At 34.9% G+C, this 21,197-nt stretch carries 20 protein-coding genes; 14 read left to right on the top strand and 6 right to left on the bottom strand.

Annotated features, from left to right (window positions below; genetic code table 11):
* Positions 1–348: 348 nt before the first annotated feature.
* From M2372_RS22055 to M2372_RS22040, 4 genes are all read left to right on the top strand, one after another.
* On the top strand, positions 349–954 hold the full coding sequence (locus tag M2372_RS22055; RefSeq protein ID WP_115972807.1) for a hypothetical protein: 606 nt from the start codon (positions 349–351) through the stop codon (positions 952–954).
* Positions 955–974: 20 nt separating this feature from the next.
* On the top strand, positions 975–1,466 hold the full coding sequence (locus M2372_RS22050) for a hypothetical protein (RefSeq protein ID WP_115972808.1): 492 nt from the start codon (positions 975–977) through the stop codon (positions 1,464–1,466).
* A gap of 122 nt (positions 1,467–1,588) precedes the next feature.
* On the top strand, positions 1,589–3,031 hold the full coding sequence (locus M2372_RS22045; RefSeq protein WP_123321353.1) for an aminoacyl-histidine dipeptidase: 1,443 nt from the start codon (positions 1,589–1,591) through the stop codon (positions 3,029–3,031).
* 167 nt (positions 3,032–3,198) lie between these two features.
* Entirely contained in the window at positions 3,199–3,780 is a 582-nt protein-coding gene (locus M2372_RS22040; RefSeq protein WP_115972810.1) for a TIGR00730 family Rossman fold protein, read from the top strand.
* A gap of 75 nt (positions 3,781–3,855) precedes the next feature.
* Here the strand turns inward: M2372_RS22040 and M2372_RS22035 are convergent, their stop codons facing one another.
* Together M2372_RS22035 and M2372_RS22030 are read right to left on the bottom strand one after the other, a co-directional pair.
* The gene (locus tag M2372_RS22035) at positions 3,856–4,185 is read right to left on the bottom strand and encodes a 2Fe-2S iron-sulfur cluster-binding protein (protein WP_047495204.1); all 330 of its coding nucleotides are present in this window, start codon (positions 4,183–4,185) and stop codon (positions 3,856–3,858) included.
* A 12-nt stretch (positions 4,186–4,197) separates the two neighbouring features.
* Positions 4,198–5,253: an NAD(P)/FAD-dependent oxidoreductase gene (locus tag M2372_RS22030; RefSeq protein ID WP_115972812.1), complete on the bottom strand. Its 1,056-nt coding sequence runs from the start codon at positions 5,251–5,253 to the stop codon at positions 4,198–4,200.
* 151 nt (positions 5,254–5,404) lie between these two features.
* Here M2372_RS22030 and M2372_RS22025 point away from each other — a divergent pair, with 151 nt between their 5' ends.
* Positions 5,405–6,175, top strand: a complete 771-nt coding sequence (locus tag M2372_RS22025; protein WP_115972813.1) for a DUF3108 domain-containing protein — start codon at positions 5,405–5,407, stop codon at positions 6,173–6,175.
* 81 nt (positions 6,176–6,256) lie between these two features.
* Here M2372_RS22025 and M2372_RS22020 read toward each other — a convergent pair whose 3' ends face one another.
* Entirely contained in the window at positions 6,257–6,808 is a 552-nt protein-coding gene (locus M2372_RS22020; protein WP_123321354.1) for a hypothetical protein, read from the bottom strand.
* Positions 6,809–7,615: 807 nt separating this feature from the next.
* On the opposite strand from M2372_RS22020, the gene M2372_RS22015 reads away from it, so the two are divergent.
* The 6 genes from M2372_RS22015 (at position 7,616) to M2372_RS21990 (ending at position 13,170) form a co-directional block, all read left to right on the top strand.
* Positions 7,616–7,882, top strand: coding sequence for a hypothetical protein (locus M2372_RS22015; protein ID WP_115972815.1), 267 nt, complete (start codon positions 7,616–7,618; stop codon positions 7,880–7,882).
* Between the two features lie 72 nt (positions 7,883–7,954).
* On the top strand, positions 7,955–8,551 hold the full coding sequence (locus tag M2372_RS22010) for a hypothetical protein (protein WP_123947413.1): 597 nt from the start codon (positions 7,955–7,957) through the stop codon (positions 8,549–8,551).
* Positions 8,517–9,419, top strand: coding sequence for an HTTM domain-containing protein (locus M2372_RS22005; protein ID WP_115972817.1), 903 nt, complete (start codon positions 8,517–8,519; stop codon positions 9,417–9,419). Before M2372_RS22010 ends, M2372_RS22005 begins: the two co-directional genes overlap by 35 nt.
* Positions 9,409–11,949, top strand: a complete 2,541-nt coding sequence (locus M2372_RS22000) for a carboxypeptidase-like regulatory domain-containing protein (protein WP_123321355.1) — start codon at positions 9,409–9,411, stop codon at positions 11,947–11,949. Before M2372_RS22005 ends, M2372_RS22000 begins: the two co-directional genes overlap by 11 nt.
* A 4-nt stretch (positions 11,950–11,953) precedes the next feature.
* The gene (locus M2372_RS21995; protein WP_115972819.1) at positions 11,954–12,739 is read left to right on the top strand and encodes a GLPGLI family protein; all 786 of its coding nucleotides are present in this window, start codon (positions 11,954–11,956) and stop codon (positions 12,737–12,739) included.
* Positions 12,740–12,789: 50 nt separating this feature from the next.
* Positions 12,790–13,170, top strand: a complete 381-nt coding sequence (locus M2372_RS21990; protein WP_123321356.1) for a thiol-disulfide oxidoreductase DCC family protein — start codon at positions 12,790–12,792, stop codon at positions 13,168–13,170.
* 333 nt (positions 13,171–13,503) lie between these two features.
* Here the strand turns inward: M2372_RS21990 and pheS are convergent, their stop codons facing one another.
* Complete coding sequence (gene pheS / locus M2372_RS21985) at positions 13,504–14,514, bottom strand: phenylalanine--tRNA ligase subunit alpha (protein WP_123321357.1); 1,011 nt, start codon at positions 14,512–14,514, stop codon at positions 13,504–13,506.
* 127 nt (positions 14,515–14,641) lie between these two features.
* Positions 14,642–15,301 (bottom strand): YceI family protein, encoded by a 660-nt coding sequence (locus M2372_RS21980; protein WP_115972822.1) that lies wholly within the window; start codon positions 15,299–15,301, stop codon positions 14,642–14,644.
* Between the two features lie 75 nt (positions 15,302–15,376).
* On the opposite strand from M2372_RS21980, the gene M2372_RS21975 reads away from it, so the two are divergent.
* Complete coding sequence (locus M2372_RS21975; protein WP_123321358.1) at positions 15,377–16,312, top strand: sulfate/molybdate ABC transporter ATP-binding protein; 936 nt, start codon at positions 15,377–15,379, stop codon at positions 16,310–16,312.
* 357 nt (positions 16,313–16,669) lie between these two features.
* Here the strand turns inward: M2372_RS21975 and M2372_RS21970 are convergent, their stop codons facing one another.
* Positions 16,670–17,014, bottom strand: a complete 345-nt coding sequence (locus M2372_RS21970; protein WP_045493665.1) for a zinc ribbon domain-containing protein YjdM — start codon at positions 17,012–17,014, stop codon at positions 16,670–16,672.
* Between the two features lie 337 nt (positions 17,015–17,351).
* Here M2372_RS21970 and M2372_RS21965 point away from each other — a divergent pair, with 337 nt between their 5' ends.
* Positions 17,352–18,557: an RsmB/NOP family class I SAM-dependent RNA methyltransferase gene (locus M2372_RS21965; RefSeq protein ID WP_123321359.1), complete on the top strand. Its 1,206-nt coding sequence runs from the start codon at positions 17,352–17,354 to the stop codon at positions 18,555–18,557.
* Between the two features lie 812 nt (positions 18,558–19,369).
* Positions 19,370–21,037 carry an asparagine synthase B gene (asnB, locus tag M2372_RS21960; RefSeq protein ID WP_123321360.1) on the top strand — a complete coding sequence of 556 codons (1,668 nt, stop codon included), beginning with the start codon at positions 19,370–19,372 and terminating at the stop codon, positions 21,035–21,037.
* Positions 21,038–21,197 lie beyond the last annotated feature (160 nt).

Genomic DNA, 21,197 nt, shown 5'->3' with positions numbered 1-21,197 from the left:
AGGAAAATTATCTATCCTAAAGAGGAGTTTTTGATGTATTGAAAAGGAGTGTTCAATATCAATTCGCTACGCTTGTCAATCTTAGTAACCCATGATCACCCACTATTCACCCGCAAGGCAAAATTATCTATTGATATGTAAAACCCAAGATAATTCCTGTTGTTTTTACGGTTTCCATCTATTCTATTCGTCTATCATCTATTATCATCATTTTTACATCTCCTCTTCCCAATTTCCACAATGTCTCATTTCGATATTTTAATTCCCTATTCTATCCCCATACTCCATAACTCTAAAAAAACAGTTATATTTGCGGCTTAATTAAATATGAAAAAAATAAACTAACACATGGTACTTAACAACCTAAATTATCCACTGGATTTCAAGTTTAAAATTTCGACACTAGCCAGTGACTTCAACATTACTGACAAAAATGGGAATTACGTAGCTTACGTACGTCAGAAAATGTTCAAACTGAAAGAAGACGTTATTGTTTTCAATGATGAAAGCAAATCAAAAGAACTTTTCAGAATCAGAGCCAATAAATGGATTGACTTCAACGCGTCTTATTCGTTAAATGATATTGTTGACAACAAAAACTACGGTAGATTAGCAAGAAAAGGGATGCGTTCTCTTTGGAAATCAAGCTATGATATCCTGGATGCTAACGACCAGCCCAAATTCAAAGTACAGGAAGACAACGCATGGGTAAGATTCTGGGACAGCTTTGTAGGAGAACTTCCTATCATTGGAATGTTTACAGGATACTTCCTTAACCCATCTTATACTGTTACCGGTATTGACGGAAAAGCATACTTCAAACTTAAAAAAATGCCTTCATTCTTTGGAAGAAGATTCCAATTAGACAGATTAATCGATATTGATGATGAGGAAGAAAGTTTGGTGATTCTTTCATTATTAATGATGACCCTTCTTGAAAGAGCAAGAGGCTAACATTTTAAAACCACAAACACATGAAATACCTAATCATTTTACTTTCTGCATTTCTTTTAGTTGCCTGTAAAAAGGACAAAGAAACAGTTTCTGCAAGTACTACAGCCGATTCTTCAAACATGGTTAAAGATTCTGCCACAGCAAGTATTCCTTCCGGGAAAATTCAGATTGAAAATATCTCATTTCCTGAAGAAATCAAAGAATGCTCATGCTATTTTGCAAGAAACAAGGCTGATTTTGAAGCTGAAAAATATATTTACGCTGATGATGCCGGAAAAACTGCTTATATGAACCTTGATGGTAAAAGACTCGCCATGAACCTTATCTCTTCAAGTGATATGGAAGTGGATGAGGAATTGACCAAAGAAATAGAAAATAATGATTACAAAATCTCTGTAAAAGGTAAAAAGATAAAAGGTGAAGAAGCCTTACTCTTTGAAGGTACCCTAACCATTGAAAAACCAGACGGCAGTGTTATTACAACACCGATCTACGGAGAATGTGGCTGTTAATAGCAAAAAGTGAATAAGTTCATTCTCAAATTTGCTTATTCATTCTTTTATAACTCATAAAAATGCTTCTGTATTCTACGGAAGCATTTTTTATTTTGTAAATTTGAGAAAAATAAATTTCAATGGAATTATCTAATATAGAACCGCAGATAATCTGGAAAAACTTCTCCAAATTAAATGCTGTTCCAAGACCATCAAAAAAAGAAGAAAAAGTAATTGCTTTTATCAAGGGATTTGGTGAAAACTTAGGATTGGAAACTACTGTAGATGAAGTAGGGAATGTAATTATTAAAAAACCTGCTACTGCAGGAATGGAAGACCGTAAATCTATTGTACTTCAGTCACATTTGGATATGGTTTGCCAGAAAAACAATGATGTTAATTTCGATTTTGAAACAGAAGGAATCAAAATGGAAATTGACGGAGATTGGGTAAAGGCAAAAGGAACCACTTTAGGAGCTGATAACGGTTTAGGAGTGGCTACCATTATGTCTATCCTTGAAAGTTCAGATATTCCTCACCCTGCATTGGAAGCTTTATTCACTATTGATGAGGAAACAGGAATGACAGGTGCTATCGGTTTAAAACCAGGACAGCTTACCGGAGAGATCCTATTAAACCTTGATACGGAAGAAGACGATGAAATTGACATCGGCTGTGCCGGAGGTGTTGATGTTACTATAACTCAAAACTATGCAACAGAAGCTCCGAAAGGACAGACTGTAAGAATTGAAGTAAAAGGATTACAGGGAGGTCACTCAGGAATGGATATCCATAAAGGTTTCGGAAACGCAAACATTATCCTTGGAAGACTTCTTTACAAAGGAATAGAAAATCAAAATATTGAACTGATCTCTATTGATGGTGGTGGATTAAGAAATGCCATTCCAAGAGAAGGAGTTGCTATGATCTCCGTAAGAAATGCTCAGGAGTTCATCCAGGAAGTTACAGTTCTTAAAACAGAAATTTTAGAGGAATTTGCGTCTGTAGAACCAGCTCTTCAGATCAATATTGAAAATTCTACTTCTTCAGACAAAGCGATTTCAGAAGGTGATTCTAAAAAAGTGATTCTTACTTTAAAAGCTCTTCATAACGGAGTATACAGAATGAGCCCGGATGTAGCTGATCTTGTAGAAGCTTCCAATAACGTAGCAAGAGTTGAATTGAAAGGTGGAGAATTAAAGATTCTTAACCTTACCAGATCTTCAGTGGACTCTTCTAAATATTCTACAGCAGAACAATTGAAATCTGTAGCAGAATTAGCTGGAATGAATGTTGTATTCAGCGGCTCATATCCAGGATGGAAACCAAGACCAGGATCTGAAATCGTACAGATCATGGAAAAGATCTATACAGAGAAGTTCAATGAGAAGCCTCATGTTGTAGCTTGCCATGCAGGTTTAGAATGCGGTATCATTGGAGCTAATTATCCTGAAATGGAAATGGTAAGTTTCGGACCTACGATCAGAGGAGCACACTCTCCTGATGAGAAAGCAAACATTCCATCTGCTCAGAAATTCTGGAGCTTCTTGAAAGATATTTTAGCGAATATTCCTCAGAAATAGAATAGTAAAATAACTATATTGAATATCCAAAGTCTCTTGACTTTGGATATTTTTAATTTTATCAAATCATTAAACTATATTAAGAAATTAAGAACAAGTGGGGTAAACATAAATATCAATAAATAATTTCTTACCTTATTTAGCTTTAATCATAAAGACATTTAAATATGAAAAGTATTACAGTATTTTGCGGCTCAAGTTTCGGTACAGATAAAACCTATGAAGAACAGGCATTTTTACTTGGTCAGACTTTAGCAAAACAAAATATACAACTCATTTACGGTGGCTCTCAAACCGGTTTAATGGGAACGATTGCAAACGGAGCATTAAGTGAAAACGGAAAAGTGACTGGCGTTCTCCCTAACTTTTTACAGGCCAAGGAAATTGCCCATAAAAACCTTACTGAACTGGTTCTTGTAGAAACGATGCACGAAAGAAAAACCAAAATGAATGAGCTTTGTGATGGGGTTATCGTCCTTCCCGGCGGCTACGGAACCTTGGAAGAATTCTTTGAGATGATTACCTGGGCACAGCTTGGTCTTCACAAAAAACCGATCGCCATTTTGAATATTGACGGATTCTACAATGACCTGATAAACTTAGTTCAGAATATGGTAGATAAGGGCTTTTTGAAGCAGGTAAACAGAGATATGCTTCTGATCAGTGACAATATAGATGAATTGCTGGAAAAAATGAGAAATTATCAGGCTCCTACGGTTGGAAAGTGGATTTCTAAAGAGGAAATATAAGTTCTCAATCAAAAAAATATAAAAAACCCGTTCGGATTTTCCAAACGGGTCTCTTATTAAGATTAAAAAATATTTTTAAGGATAAGGAGCAATTTCCACTTCAAGTCCTTCCATGGCATCTGCAATATGCAACTGACAACCTAATCGGCTGTTGTCTTTCACATGGAAAGCTTCAGCAAGCATCGCATCTTCTTCATCTCCCATCGGTTCCAGACCAGGATCGTTGATTACATAAACCTGGCATGAAGCACACATCGCCATTCCACCACATACACCAATAGTACCTTCTTCAGCCAATTCATAAGAACGGATGATTTCCATTAGGTTCATGGACATATCCGTTGGAGCAATAACATCGTGGGTTACACCTTCTCTGTCGGTGATTTTAATATTAACATCTGACATAATTCTGCAAAATTAGTCAATTTTTTTCACAACAGCCTTCTCTGCTTCTTTACGGCTTCCGTCAAATCCGTCTACTCCACTTACTGTAGTATATTTCAATACGAATTTCTTACCAGGATTCAATCTGTTATAAACACTTTGACACATTAAAGTTGCTTCATGGAAACCACAAAGAATCAACTTCAGTTTTCCAGGATATGTATTAATATCTCCGATAGCATAAATACCGTCAATATTAGTCTGATAATCAAGGGCATTGTTTACAACAATTGCATTTTTCTCGATGTTCAGTCCCCAGTTTCCGATCTCCCCCAATTTTGGAGTCAACCCGAATAATGGAATGAAATAATCTGTTTCAATTTCAAAAGCATCTTCACCATCTTTCTGTATAGTGATTGCTTCTACTTTACCATCACCTCTTATTCCAGTTACTTCAGCTGGAGTGATCAACTTGATTTTTCCTGCGTTTTTCAGATCCTGAACTTTTTCTACAGAATCCAAAGCTCCTCTGAACTCATTTCTTCTGTGAATCAAAGTAACTTCACTTGCTACGTTAGAAAGGAAAATACTCCAGTCAAGGGCAGAATCTCCACCTCCGGCAATCACCACTTTCTTATTTCTGAAGTGCTCAGGTTCTTTAACGAAATATTCAAGTCCTTTTTCTTCATAATCAGCTACATTTTCAAAAGTAGGTTTTCTAGGTTCGAAAGTTCCCAATCCACCTGCAATAGCAATCGCCTTACATCTGTGAACAGTTCCTTTGTTAGTAACCACTTCAAACCACTCATCATCTACTTTTGTGTAAGAAACAGCTGTTTCTCCCAATGTAAATCCAGGTTGAAACTGCTTGATCTGTTCCATCAAATTATCCACTAATTCTCCAGCGTTTACTGAAGGATACCCCGGAATATCAAAAATAGGTTTCTTCGGATAAAGTTCAGCCAATTGCCCTCCCGGTTGTGGAAGTGCGTCAATAATATGGCACTTCATTTTTAAAAGACCTGCTTCAAAAACGGCAAAAAGCCCTGTAGGCCCTGCCCCTATGATCAATATATCAGTGGTTATCATAATTTAAGATAATTTAATTATACATGTAACTGCAAATTTACTAATTTTAATGCGAAGCATATTTAATTGATTCTAAATAAAAACCTGAGATTTGTCAAATATCTATTATTTAAGATATTAAATTTGGCAATGTTTTTGTAAACGTCTTATCATGAAGAAAATTTTAAACCTTTTTGCAGTATTTATATTCTTTTTAGGCTCTGCCCAGATTGATAACATCGCAGACGGCGAATCCATCACCCTTAGAATCCACTATGGCTTCTTAAATGCAGGAACCGCCAATCTTACTACTAAAAAGACTACTTATAAAGGCGCTCCTCACCTTTATGTAAAAGGGACCGGGCAAACTACCGGTGCGGTAAAAGCATTCTTCAAAGTAGAAGACTTATATGAAAGTTTCATTGATACAGCAACCGGTTTACCAAGCTACTACGTAAGAAATGTACGTGAGGGAGGTTATCGTCAGCATTTTGAAACTGCCTTTAATCACGATAACAATACTTTAATTTTAACTGATAAAAAAACACCAGCTAATGGTTCAAAGGTCATCAAATCCGTGAAAGGCGTTCAGGATATGCTTTCCTGCTTCTATTATCTTCGAAGCAAAAACCCGGATGAATTAAAAGTAGGAACTGTTATCAATATGAATGTATGGATTGATGATGAAATGTTTCCTTTTCAGCTTAAAGTTACAGGAACTGAGAATTTAAAGACAAAATTCGGTACGATCAATTGCTTAAAAATAATTCCTTCTGTAAAAAGCGGAAGAGTATTCAAGGAAAAAGAAGGGGTTACCATGTGGGTTTCCAATGATGCCAATCACTTACCGATGCTCTTGAAAGCTGAATTAGCTGTGGGTTCACTGAAAGCAAGTATTGATGATTATAAAAACGTAAAATATCCTTTAAAGTTTACCAAATAGTTTCAGAGTACAATAAAAACAAAACAGAGAATCTATAGCCAGACTCTCTGTTTTATTTTATCCCTTAAGACATTCCATATTTTAAAATCTGTAAGAAACACCTGCTTGAGCAATTCCTTTCATTCCAATATTAGTTTCCACAAAAACACTTAGATCTCCTCCATATCTCAGCCCAATGGGAACAACATTAAATCCAAATCCAGTACTGCTATCTTTATTCTCCTTTTTAGTATCCTTATTCACATAAGTTGTACTGGCAAAATTAACGCCAATGCTACCTCCTGAATATAGTCCTAGCTTATTCTTTCTAAGCCAGAAATAATCTATTTTTGGAAGTATTGAGGTTATGTTTTGTTTCGAAACAGACTCTGTTTTTCCAAAGAATTCATTGGTAACATCTATCCCATAGCGCCACTTCATATTTTCACTGTACATCATTACTCCAAAAGCAGCAACACCTTTGCTTGAAGGACTTATTGTGGAAGTTCCAGGAACGAAAGCTAGAACAATGGTAGGAGCTAGTTCGTACGCAACCCCATACACAGAAGGAGCTCCATAACTGGCTGAAATTTCAATTTTTTGAGCATTAAGACATGCTCCCCCAATTAAAAGCGGAAATAACAATTTTTTCATAATGTTTATAATTTAACTAGATCAAAAATAAAAATCTAACTAAATTAATTGCAACAAAATATAACTTTAATGAAAAAAAACAACCATTTTATTCAAAATTACCCAAAGAGTTAGAATTAATTACACTTTTAATGAGTGTGTGTTATAAATTTTAAATTCAAGTTGTCTTAATAATAAGAGAAGCTGCAAACAATATTTAAAAGCTTTATTAATTCTCTTAAACGAGAAAAAAAAACATCAATTTCTGAAATCAATATTTGAAAAATATAGATTTCCTGGCAATTTAAAGGAGAGTAAATAAATTTAAAAAACTGAATATCAATTTATTAAATAATTATCTCCAATAAAAGTGAAAAAAAATTTGGATTCTTATTTTTTTTGAATACTTTAGCAAAAGAACCACGAAACAAAACTAATAACAAAGATTAAACAAAATTATTATGAATTTAATAATATTGAAACTCTGAGAACTATCATGAGGAATTTAAGGAGCAAGAAGAATTTATTTCCGGCTTTTTAGATACAGTAACATTATTATTTTAAAATATGTGTTACAAGCTTAATTCTTCTGCAAGGTTAAATTTCAATATACCTTCTCTCACAAAGACCAGGATCTACCGGTTTATGACATACTGAGGTCTTTACCCATTCAATATTATACTCCTTACAGGATACAATCATCATTGATATCCTAATATCAAAATCCGATCTTTCATCCATTTAAGTTTGTAGTGGCCAATACAGACCAGGAAGGATTATAGATAAAAGTGAAATTAATTAATTTATTAAATCTTAAAATTTACAACCATGAACAAAAGATTATTATTCGCAGCAGGCGCTACTGCTGTTTGCTTAGTAGCATTTTCATTTAAGCCACTAGAGTCTCAAAAAGGAGTTTACGATCCTGTATCAGGAAATATCATCTTCAACGCAGGGACTGCAAAATCATTTACAAGTTCATATGACAACCATTCTGACAAGCAGGTAGTTTGGTCTAAGTACCACAAAGACTGGACTGCTGTACAGGAAATTGAAACTGTACAAAAGGTTTCTAATGTTCTTAACAAGTACTAGAACTATTTCCATTCAATAACCTATGCAAAGCTGTTGAATTCAACAGCTTTGCTTTTAATATAACGACTGATCATGAGGAAATTATATTTTTACTTTACCCTGCATTTCTTTTTAGTCTTAAGCATGTCTTTTTATTTGTGTATCTCATCCTATTATAAAGTAAAGGAATCTAAGGATGTAGACGTTTGGGTTTTAAAAGATATTGTAAAGTTCAGCAACAGAAATCTGCATCCGTATTTTGTTTTTACAGGAATCAATACCGGTTATGGTTTTTTTGGAACCAGTGTTTCTACGCAGAAATTCATTGAAATGGAACGTTATGACATCAATAACAAACTGCTTGAAAGCAGTGATAATTTTGGATTTACCACTGTTACCGGAAGAATACGATACGAAGGATTTCCTACTCATATTTCCAACTTTATATCAGAAACGGAGGAAATGGCAGCCAAAGACAGCACACAAAAAAAATCAAAAGATATCAAACTTAGGGAAGACTATGCTTATAAATTATTTAAACATTTAGGAAAAAGAGCTGTAGGAAACGACACTAATACCCAATACTATATTATCAGGCTTTGCACTATCATTCCGCATGATATCTGGCAGGGACAAATAACAAAAAACAAAGTATATGTTGAAAAAGAGTATAAATACTATATTAAATAAAGCTGATACTTTCTGGAGAATTCCACAAAATCAGACAACAGAGATGTTTCTCCCATTCTTCAGAATTGGGGTTGTATTCATTGCTCTGGTGGATATTTTATCTATGTATAAGGATATCAGGCTGCTTTTTTCTGCAAATGAAACTTTCATTCCGAGAGATTTTCTGTTCTTATATTCTGAATATTTCGATTATCTGAACGGGCTGTATAATTACCTCGACATCAACAATTTATCAGGTATTTATTATAAATATATTTTAATTATTTATATCGCTGCATTAGTATTTGTATTAGCAGGACTCTTTACCCGGTTTTCTGTATTGATTGCACTGGTGGCACAGCTTATCATCTATCGCTCATTCGCGGAGGTAGGCTATGGATATGATCAGTTTGCAACCATTTCTTTATTCTATTGTCTTATTTTCCCTACCAACAGGAAGTATTCTATAGATTCCATATTGTTCAAACAGAAACAGCTTTCGGATTTCAACTATGCAAGGGTAATACAGATTCACCTGTGTATTGTCTATTTCTTTGCCGGGATTGCAAAAGCATTGGATATAGAATGGTGGAACGGGATTTCTTTATGGAGATCTTTTTCATCTATTTACGATAATAATTTTAAACTTCCACCTTTCTTCTTTCTTATATTCGGGATTGGAACTGTCTTGTTGGAAACTCTTTATCCCCTGCTTGTTTCCATCAAAAAAACGAGGTATATCACTGTTATTATGTGCATCATTATGCATTTGGGGATCGCCTTCATTTTAAAGCTGTATTCTTTTGCGTTTATATTGATTTTGTGGAATATGTTGGCTTGGTTTTCAATATCCAAGGAATATAAAACTCAGGTGGTAAATGAATTCTAAGATTTTTACATTTTCTTTATTGTTTTGTCTTCAATTTTTTTTTTCACAGGAAAAAATAAACATTTCCGTTCATAACAGTCAGAATAACGGAATCCCGGGTGCTATCGTAACTTTATCGGATAATGAAAACAATATCCTGTTTTATAAAGAAACCGATGCAAACGGAAAAATAGATTTTCACAATAAGGAAGGTAAAAACCTCAATATCTCGGTTTCTAAGTTGGGATATGAAAAACATGTAGAAAAAAACCTTAAAGCGGAACAAAAAATCAGCATACTTCTATCCGAAAAAACCAATCAGATTAATGAGATTATAATAAAGAACACCAAATATAAAGATACAGTAGCTGTAAAAACAGATCATCCAAGCATCACTGAGAAATCTTCTTTGAGGGATGCTCTCAATAAGGCTGAAGGCTTTATTGTTACCAAAGAAGGAGGAATCAGCTACAATGGAGTCCCTATTACAAAAATACTGGTCAACAAAAGAGAAGTTTTCGTCAATCAGAATAAGATTGCTCTGGATAATATCAATATGGAAGCCATCGAAAAAATACAGATGGTCAATAATTACAGGGATGGTTTTAAAGTAGATTTTGATAATTTCACCGCATCAGTTCTTAATATCAATACCAAATCCAATTACAAAGGAATTCTGAAGAAAAGCCTTCAGGGATTATACGGAGCAAAAAATGCCTATCTTATAAAGGGAAGTGCTATGTATTTTTCTGATAACATCAATGCATTTTTTACTACCAACACCAATAATGTAGGGGAAAAGGACATTAATACGGATAAACTTGACGGTATCTTTAGCTTATCAGGAAATATTCTTGGAGAGAGTATTAACCAATATTACATCTCGGATAATCTTGTAAAAAAGGATGAAAATTCCAACAATAATCTTATACTGAGAAAACAATGGAAATACAGCAGACTTAATTTTTCTGCTGAATACAATTATTTAAACTGGGAAAAAAGCACTCTTCAAAGATCTTACTATGCAGAAAACAAAGAACCAATAAGAGATCTTGATAATTCTACTACCAATCAGGGGAATTACCTGAACAGTAAAATTATGTATGATATTAAACTGAGTGAAAAAAGTATCCTGAGTATTGAGAATTCAATCATCAATAATCATATGAAAAATTTCCTTTCAGGAGATCTGACGACCAATTCTGTCTTATACAGAGATGAAGCAAGGATAATTCCTAATACATTCGCTATCAACAATAAGATTTCCTATGGAGGATTAATCAGCGATAAGATTCTGGTAAGTGGCAGCACTTCTTACTTCTATGAGAAATCCAGCAGTAATTTTTCATCTTATTTAAATACAGGGATCAGAAATAATCAGTCGCTGAGACAGTTCAATCATGTCTTCGATTTTGATGCAAATATCAATTACAAACATTCTAATCTATTGACATTCTACCTTTTCTCTGAAGTAAAGTCAGTAGATAATGCATTATTTTCAGATGATAAAAAATATCAAAGAGAATATACTGTATCAGATATTTATCCGGGTATCCGTGGAAAAGATAAAAAATGGGAGTATTCTCTTGCAGTGGGCCAGAGAAACTTCTCTTTCCGTAACCAGTCGGACAAAAACAATACAGACCTTATGATCAGTGGAAATATGACCTTCCGTCTTTCCGGAGGTGCAAATCTTATTCTTGATATTGACAAAAGCAACAGAGTTGAGGATCTTGTAAAAGGAGTTGATACATTATATACCTCTTTAGCAACTGTAAATACAGGAAATATAGATTCTCAATATAATATTTCAAAGAATTTCAAGATAAAGCTGGGCTATTATCTTTCTAATATTGCACGATCTAAATCTTTTAATATAGATTATTCTTTTGTGGAAAGCAGAAATATCATACAGCCTGTTTTTACCAATTTTGATGGCATCACTACCTATTACAGGAATATCATCATTGATCATGTATATAAAAACAACTTCAATGTATCCTGGAGAAAAGGATATTATTTTTCCGCAGAAAACAGGAAGGTTGACTTCACTACAAAATTCAGCTATAACAGAAGTGATTTTCCTATTAACAATACCAGCGACAAGTATAATAGTAATACTTATACCATCAGCTTGCAGACTTCTTTAAACTTAAAATCCAGGATATTTAATGATATCAGTATTGCCTATCATAAAAACATTCAGGATATCAATATCAACCGAAACAATGTAAACAGCTTTACTGTGAATTCATTTTTTTTAGATGTAAAAAGTGTCATCGGGAAATTCGAGAACCTTCTCTCAGCAAGCTACTCTTACAGCCCTGCTGAAGGAATCAATTACAACACTCCTAATCTTGACCTTTTATCATCCTACAAATATTCGGATAAAATAAGTTTTTTCCTGAGAGGAAAAGCTTTATTCGATTTATTATCCAGCAATAACAAGACTAAAGATCTCAATGTGTATTCAGATGGTAATATCATTACAGAAACAATCAATCCATACAGAATGAAATATCTGATGGCAGGAGTAGAATATAAATTTTAACACAATGAAAACTATTTTAAAAATCAACGTTTGCTTTTTATTACTGATACTAAGTACTCAAAAGCTAACCGCACAAGAGGCCGCTGATCAGAGAATAATTAAAGTATCTTATATGAACATGCCTCTAAGCTCCCATCAGGTGAGTAATAATGCAGGAGTATCTCAGGAGAGCCGGGATAATGACATTGCATTACAAAGTTCTCACAAGTTTTATTACACCTTATTGATTGACCCCAAAACCAACCGTTCTATTTACAAAATGGACAGCACAAAGATCAATAAACCTGAAAACCAAAAAGACGTACAACTGATGATCAATGACGAATTTAAATATTGTGTAAGACAAAATCAGGACTCCTATTTCCTCAATGAATCCATATTCAACCAGAAGTTCTACTCAGAAGGAAAGTTATCTGATATCGAATGGAAAATAACTGCCGAAGAAAAAGAACTTTTAGGATTTAAAGCCCGAAAAGCCGTTTCCAAAAAAGAAGAATATTTAATAACAACATGGTATACCGATGACATTCCTGTATCCAGCGGCCCTGTGAATTTCTTTGGCTTACCCGGATTGGTTATCTGGTCTGAAGATTTTTTCAGAACCACCCAGATGACTAAAATTGAGTACCTGAATAATTTCAGTTCAAAATTTGATGAACTCTACACTTCCTTACAACAGGATTTCAATACCAACAAAAAGAAATTTCTTATCAAGGAAAACATCTTTTTGGAGCAGAAAGCTGAGCTGACCAAATCAATGATCAGTGTGATGGATAAAAGTTCCCAATAACACCTGGAAGCCCATAGTAAAGATTAATTATTAACCCTAAAATCTACAGTATGAGTAAGCAAGTCATTGTTTTTTATGATAACTGGTGCCCCAATTGTACACGATTTATAAACACCGTAAAGAAAGTCGATTGGCTACAGGGAATTCACGAGGTTCCCTTAAGAAATCCGGCCCTTTCAAATCAATATCCTGGATTGGATTTACAGAAAGCCTATAAAGAAATGGCTTCTTATCAGGAAAAATGGAATTATGGTTTTATTTCTATTTATCTCATACTGATAAGACTTCCCCTTGCATGGGTTTTTATTCCTATTTTATTTTTATTAAAAATTTCAGGAATTGGGGAAATTATTTACAAAGAACTGGCTATAAAGCGAAAAATCATCCCCATTCACTGTACTGAGGATAGCTGCCAGATTCCGGAACATTAAAAAAGAAAAAAAAATTAATGACTGAATTTTATTGATGAGAACTTCACCCGACGTACAATAACTGCCCCCCATTGAAAAAGAAACAGATCTTCGTTTTTTTTCTGTCAACCGTGTAATATAGTATGGTTTTAAGTTGTCTTAATAATAAGAGCGAAAATATAATACCAGAGAAATAAAGGGCACAATGTTCCTAAATGTGGATGAATATGCAGCGTATTATAGAAAGAAACAAGACACGTGTAAATTTTTCAATAAAATCAGTTTTTAATTACGTTTTGTTTCTTAGGTCAGTAATTAAAAACAAAAACCTCCGGAGCTCCGGAGGTTTATTTTTTATAGTGTCTTGAATTGCTCCAAGGTTCTTATATCATTTTCAAAGAACATTCTGATATCACTCATTTGGTAAAGAAGCATGGTGATTCTTTCAATTCCCATTCCGAATGCATATCCTGAATATTTTTCAGCATCAATATTTACATTCTTTAATACTGCAGGATCTACCATACCACAACCCATGATTTCTAACCATCCTGTTCCTTTTGTGATTCTGTAATCTGTTTCAGAGTTTAATCCCCAATACACATCAATTTCAGCACTTGGCTCTGTGAACGGGAAGAATGAAGGTCTCATTCTGATTTTAGATTTCCCGAAAAGCTCAGTAGTAAAGAACTGGATTGTTTGCTTCAGATCTGCAAAGCTTACATTTTCATCAATATATAATCCTTCAATCTGATGGAAGATACAGTGAGAACGTGAAGAAATAGCTTCATTTCTGAATACTCTTCCCGGAGACAAAATTCTGATAGGCGGCTGATTTTCTTCCATATAGCGGGTCTGTACAGAAGAAGTATGCGTTCTCAAGAGAATATCCGGATTCTGCTCAATAAAGAAAGTATCCTGCATATCTCTTGCCGGGTGATACTCCGGAAGGTTCAATGCAGTAAAATTATGCCAGTCATCTTCAATTTCAGGACCGTCAGCAACTGCGAAGCCAATCGATTTGAAGATTTCAATGATTCTGTTTTTAACCAGATTGATCGGGTGTCTGGAGCCCAATTCCAATGGAAAAGCAGGTCTCGTAAGATCTTCTTTTTCTAACACAACAGAAGATTCGGAAGTATTTTTCAAATCTTCCAGTTTTACAGCAACTGCCTGTTTTAAAGTATTGATCTTTTGTCCGAATTCTTTCTTCTGGTCGTTAGGAACTTCTTTAAATTTTTCAAAAAAATCATTCAGAACCCCTTTTTTACCGTTGTACTTGATTCGGAAGCTTTCTATATCTTCCTTAGAGGTAGCATTGAAGCCGTTTACTTCGATCAGTAGTTCTTCTATCTTTTCTATCATTATTTTACCCTTTCAAAATGTTTTGCAAAAATACGACTTTTAAGTTGAATAATAAGTCCGTCATAAAAAAATCTGCCTCTTTTTCGGGAGGCAGACTTCAATCACTTATTTCACTTAAATAAAAAAATTATTTCTTTTCTAAAGCTTTAACGTTGATCTGAAGAGTTACCTCATCTTTAATCACTCCATTTTCAGCCGGAGCCTGGAACTTCACGCCAAACTCTTCTCGTTTGATATCTTTTGGCTCAGTCGCTACACTTACTTCTCCGTCTTTCACAGAAACATTAGCTTTAAACTGTACAGGTTTTGTAATTCCTTTAATCGTTAAATTACCGTCCAAAAGAGTATTATAATCACCTTCTGTAGAAGGAGTAACCTTTGTAATCTCATAAGAAGCCGTAGGGAACTTTTCTACTTCGAAGAAATCACCGCTTTTAAGGTGACCGTTTAATTTACCCATATCTTCAGGACTGTCTTTCAAGTCTACAGAAGTCAGGGAGTTCATATCAGAAACAAATTTACCGCTTTCCAGTTTTCCATCCTTCACCGTTACATCTCCACTTTCAAACTTAATTGTTCCGAAGTGGCTCGTATTTTCAGATTTAAATACTTTGTATCCTTTCCATTCAACCTTACTGTTTAGCGTATCCAAAGTGTACTGGTTACCATCCTTGGTTGTAGTCACCTCATTACCTTCGCTGGTAAGCGGTTTATCTTTTTTACAAGAAACCACTACAGCAGCAACGAATAAAGCAGGAATAGCCAACGAAAACAGTTTTTTTCTCATTTTTGATTTATTTTTATTACTTCCGCTAATATAATAAAAAAAATTATGTTTTCATAAAAACCTTACATTTGTAATATGCTATTAGAAATAAACAATTTATTTTTCTCACACACCAAAGATAATCCCTTGTTTCAAAACCTTAATTTAAGATTTGAAGCCAATAAAATCATTGCCCTGGCAGGGGAAAGCGGATGTGGAAAATCCACTCTTTTAAACCTGGTGTATGGATTACTGAATTGGGAAAGCGGAGAGATTATTTTTGATGGAATCAGATTGCTTGGCCCCAAAGGAAACCTTGTTCCCGGAGAAGCTCAAATGAAATTTGTAGCCCAGAATTTTGACCTTATGCCTTATGCTACTGTTGCTGAAAATGTAGGTAAATTTATTTCAAATATCAATTTAGCAAAGAAAAGAGAAACCGTCATGGAACTTCTTGAAGTTGTCGGACTTCAGGAGTTTGCCGATGTACTTCCTAAATATTTAAGTGGTGGACAACAACAAAGAGTTGCTATTGCAAGAGCACTTTCCGTTTTGCCCAAACTGCTTATTCTGGATGAACCCTTCAGTAATCTGGATTTTCCAAGAAAAATAGAGCTTAGGGAGAGACTTTTCCGATACGTAAAGGAGCAGCAGATCTCTCTGATCATTTCTACCCACGAACTTCAGGACATCATGCCATGGCTGGATCAGATTGTTATTCTTCAGGATGGAAGACTCATTCAGAATGACAGTCCGGAAGAAACCTACCGAAAACCTTACAATGCCTATGTTGCTAAATTATTCGGAGAAGTCAATCTGTTTACTGAAACTGAAGCAGCAGATTTCCAGCTTACAAAACTTTCTTACTACCCAAAAGAAATAAAAATATCCGAAGCTGGCCCTGAAGCTGAAGTACTGGAAAGCAGGTTTGCCGGAAACTATTACTGGAATAAAATTAAAGCAAGAAACAAAGAACTTGTGATCTATACCGATGAAAAATTAGAAGGCTTAGTTAGTATTTCGTTTATTTAAATCGAAGAATAACGAGACAGTAAATGATTAATATTTAAACCTAAGCACATTAGCTCCCTTGACCTTTTAAGCCTTACAAAAAAGCACATAACTCATACATTTACTTACACTTATCAATAAAAAAAATACAAACATAAGAATCTGTTATCAAACTTTTTCTTACATTTGTATTTCCACAGCATAAGGAAATTATTGGTTATTTCTCTTTCTGCCTTCTAGACGGACATTAGCAATTTTGCAATTAAGTTTATTGAAAGATTACACTGTCCAATTTTTTCCTTTTTTTTATGGTCTTAAGCTAAAAACTTTTAATCAAAAGTATAGTATTAACAGCAAAAAGCTATTCACTAACAGCTATTATGCTTTCTTCACAAATTCTGACTTTAAAGCCATTGCTCCGAAACCATCAATTTTACAGTCGATATTGTGATCGCTTCCTGGTCTCAGACGGATATTTTTTACTTTAGTCCCAGCTTTTACCGGCTTTGGTGCTCCTTTTACAGGAAGATCCTTTACAACCACTACAGAATCACCATCCTGAAGCTCATTCCCGTTAGAGTCCAATATTTTCCCTTCGTTTGCTGCTTCAGAAGCTGCTTCTTCAGGATTCCATTCGTAGAAACACTGAGAACATACCATCATGTTATCATTTGGGTACGTAAACTCAGAACTACATTTCGGACAAAGTACTGTATCACTCATATTTTTAATTTTTGCAAAGGTATAGCTTTTTGGAGGTTGAAGTCAAGAGGGAATCTGGATGAGAGGTAAAAAGACGGAAAGATAACAGACTAAGAGATGAGAGACAGGAAGGACAAAGCTGATAACTTCAGTCCTTTTAAATATCAATAGTGAATTTTTCTTCGGAAGTGAACAGAAAATCATTGATGGCTACAAAAATTGACAAACCATTCACCATTCCCCTTCCCCCCTCTTATTATCCAACTCTAAAACCCACTACCCGTCAAACTCTCCAACTCAATCTTCAACTCTCAACTTTAATTCGTATTTTTGCAGATTCAAACAGCGAAGCAAATTTATGGAACTTATTCACAGAAACTTGGCTATCGGGATTCACGATGCCTTACAAGAAACATTTTTTGAAAAAAACAAGTATGCCGATAAAGTTATTGAAAGACTTTTAAAGGCAAACAAAAAATGGGGAAGCCAGGACAGAGCCGTTGTTTCTGAGATTTTCTACAATATTATCCGTTGGAAAAAACGCCTTGAATATTATATGGGTGAAGGGGTAAAGCCCAACAATATTTATAAACTTATCATTGCTTATCTTCTTTGGAGCAAGACTAATTATAAAAAGTTTGAAGAGTTTGACGGAATCAAGATTGCGGATATCCTTACCAAACTTAAAAAGAATACGGTTCCTACAAAAGCAATAGAACATTCTATCCCGGACTGGTTGGCAGAAACGTTGGAAAAAGAATTGGGAGCTACCTGGGAAAGAGAAATGATTGCTTTGAATGAGCAGGCACCTACTGTTTTAAGAACAAACTCATTAAAAACAACTACAAAGGAACTTATTTCGGACCTTTCGGATGAAGGTGTTGTATCCTTTTCTATTAAAAATTATCCTGACGCTATACAGCTTGAAGAGAAAAAGAATGTTTTTCTTACTACAGCTTTCAAAGAAGGATTATTTGAAGTTCAGGATGCCTCTTCTCAGAAGATCGGGTATTTCCTTGATGTAAAGGAAGGACAGAGAGTTGTGGACGCATGTGCGGGTGCAGGAGGAAAGACTCTTCACCTGGCAGCACTAATGGGAAATAAAGGTCAGATTATCGCTTTAGATATTTTCGAGTGGAAACTTACTGAATTGAAGCGTCGTGCTAAAAGAGCGGGAGCACACAATATTGAAACCCGTATGATCTCCGACAATAAGGTGATCAAGCGTCTTCATGATAAAGCAGACAGGTTATTGATTGATGCACCATGTTCAGGTCTTGGAGTTTTGAAAAGAAATCCGGACAGTAAATGGAAAATTGATCAGGACTTCATTGACAGAATCAAGAAAGAGCAACAGCAGATCCTTCAGGACTATTCTAAAATACTTAAAAAAGGAGGAAAGATGGTATATGCCACATGTTCTATCCTGCCATCTGAAAACAACCTTCAGGTAAAAGAATTCCTTCAAAACAATCCGGGATTCAAAATGATCAAGGATGAGAAAGTAATGCCAAGCGAAGGGTATGATGGATTCTATATGGCGTTGATCGAAAGAGTTTCTTAACCGATTCCTCCATACAAAAAACAAAAAAACTACTCTAAGGAGTAGTTTTTTTGTTTTTTGTAGTTAAAATGTAACATTTCATACCAATTCCCTACTAACTCTATAGATTAACCGTTTTGTTGCTGTAAAGTACATTTGTAAACCAAATTACTTTATTGCCAAATAATATTATGAATAAAGGAACTGTACTTAAATTTCCGGCTGCCCTTTTACCTTACCTGTCTTCTACACAGGCATACGGGAGCCGTTATATCAGTTCTTATCATATAAAAAACATCCGACTCCCATTCTGGCCATGAGCAGGAAAAATTCATCAGGAGTAGCACCAACAGTGAATACAAAACGATTACTCATTTAAAAGACGACCTGACAATGCTGTCTTGCTTTTTTAAGCAGGAAAAATCATTTCAAGGTCTGAATATAAAGATTAGTAAGAAAACAGGATTTTTAGCTTACTAATAGAGTTTAAAAAGAACTTATTAAAAGTCTATAAAAACAAAACCTTCTTGCATGAGAATTGCAAGAAGGTAAAAACACAAATGATGAAAAAAAATTATTTCGAGCCACAAAGTAAGGGCTAAAATTCACATAATAAATTACCATATATTAAGAAATATGTCATTTTTATTTTGTATAGAGGTAACATCTATTTTAGCCTAACGAAAAAAATTAATCAAAAACATTACAATTCTCTTAAATAGTTAATATTTTTCTTTTAAATAAATTAATTAATTGAAAATTTTAACTTACACGTAATTTTAATTGTTATTTATAAACATCCCCTTTACTTTTGTCATATAAATAATAAAAATATGTGTGGAATAGTATGTTTATTTGACGCCAAGCAGAAAACCGAGACATTAAGGCCTCAGGTTTTAGAAATGTCAAAAAAGATCCGTCATAGAGGACCGGATTGGAGTGGAGTTTATCAGGATGAAAAAGTAGTTTTCTCTCATGAAAGACTTGCTATTGTAGATCCTACTTCCGGAAAGCAGCCTTTATTTACTAAAGACGGAAAAGTAGTATTAGCCGTAAATGGTGAGATCTATAACCATAGAGAATTAAAAGAAGAATTTACCGATTATGAGTTCCAGACTCAATCTGACTGTGAGGTTATTCTGGCACTTTACAGAAAATACGGAAAAGATTTTGTTGAAAAGCTGAATGGGATTTTCGCATTTGCATTATACGATACAGAAAACGACGTGTATCTCGTTGCTCGTGATCATATGGGAATCTGCCCACTGTATCAGGGATGGGATAAAAACGGAAATTATTATGTAGCTTCTGAACTAAAAGCTTTGGAAGGCATATGCAAAACCATTGAAACATTCTTACCTGGACATTTGGTATACAGCAAAGATGGAGCTGAGCTTCAGCAATGGTATACCAGAGAATGGGAAAGCTTTGACCACGTAAAGGATAACGAAACAGATATTGATAAACTAAGAAAGGGGCTTGAAGATGCTGTTCACAGACAGCTGATGAGTGATGTCCCTTATGGTGTATTACTTTCCGGTGGACTTGACTCGTCTGTTATCTCAGCGATTACAGCAAAGTTTGCAAGGCAAAGAATTGAAAGCGGAGATACTCAGGAAGCGTGGTATCCAAGACTGCACAGCTTTGCGGTAGGACTTGTAGGCTCTCCAGACCTGGCAGCCGCTCAAAAAGCAGCCAAGCATATAGGATCTGTTCACCATGAAGTTAACTTTACCGTTCAGGAAGGATTAGATGCAGTACGTGATGTTATCTATCATCTGGAAACTTATGATGTTACAACCATCAGAGCTTCCACCCCAATGTATCTTTTAGCACGAGTGATCAAATCAATGGGAATCAAGATGGTATTGTCCGGAGAGGGTGCTGATGAACTGTTCGGTGGCTATCTGTACTTCCATAAGGCTCCTAACGCTAAAGAATTCCATGATGAAACGGTAAGAAAACTTGGAAAGCTTCATTTATATGACTGCCTGAGAGCCAACAAGGCTTTAATGAGCTGGGGAATAGAAGGCAGGGTTCCTTTCCTTGATAAAGAATTTATGGATATTGCCATGACGCTTAATCCACAGGATAAAATGATTAATGTTTCTGAAGGGAAAATTGAAAAATGGGTACTAAGAAAAGCTTTTGAAGATATTCTTCCGGAATCTATTGTATGGAGACAAAAAGAACAGTTCTCGGATGGTGTGGGATATTCATGGATTGATACGTTAAAAGAAGTTGCTCAAAAAGAAGTTACTGATGAGATGATGGCTAACGCAAGATTCAGATTCCCGTTAAACACCCCACAAAACAAGGAGGAATACCGTTACAGAACTATTTTTGAAGAGCATTTCCCAAGTGAGACAGCAGCAGCAACTGTTCCATCTGTTCCATCTGTCGCCTGCTCTACTCCTATCGCTCTGGAATGGGATGAAGCTTTCAAAAAGATGAATGATCCAAGTGGAAGAGCAGTGAAAGTACATGAGACATCGTACTAGAAGTTTGAGGGCTTGAGGGGTAAAGTTTGTATGATCCTAAATTCACGATTCGCTTGCGAAGCCAAATGGATGATTGACATTAAAAAGATCTAAGATTTCAGGTTCTATCCACTTTGTCTATTATCTATTATCTTTTCGTGTCTTTACCTCTTATCCGGAT

Origin of the sequence: Chryseobacterium sp. BIGb0232, assembly GCF_024810195.1 — a bacterium.
Lineage (GTDB): Bacteria > Bacteroidota > Bacteroidia > Flavobacteriales > Weeksellaceae > Chryseobacterium > Chryseobacterium pennae.
This window is presented reverse-complemented; position numbering and strand designations above follow the sequence as displayed.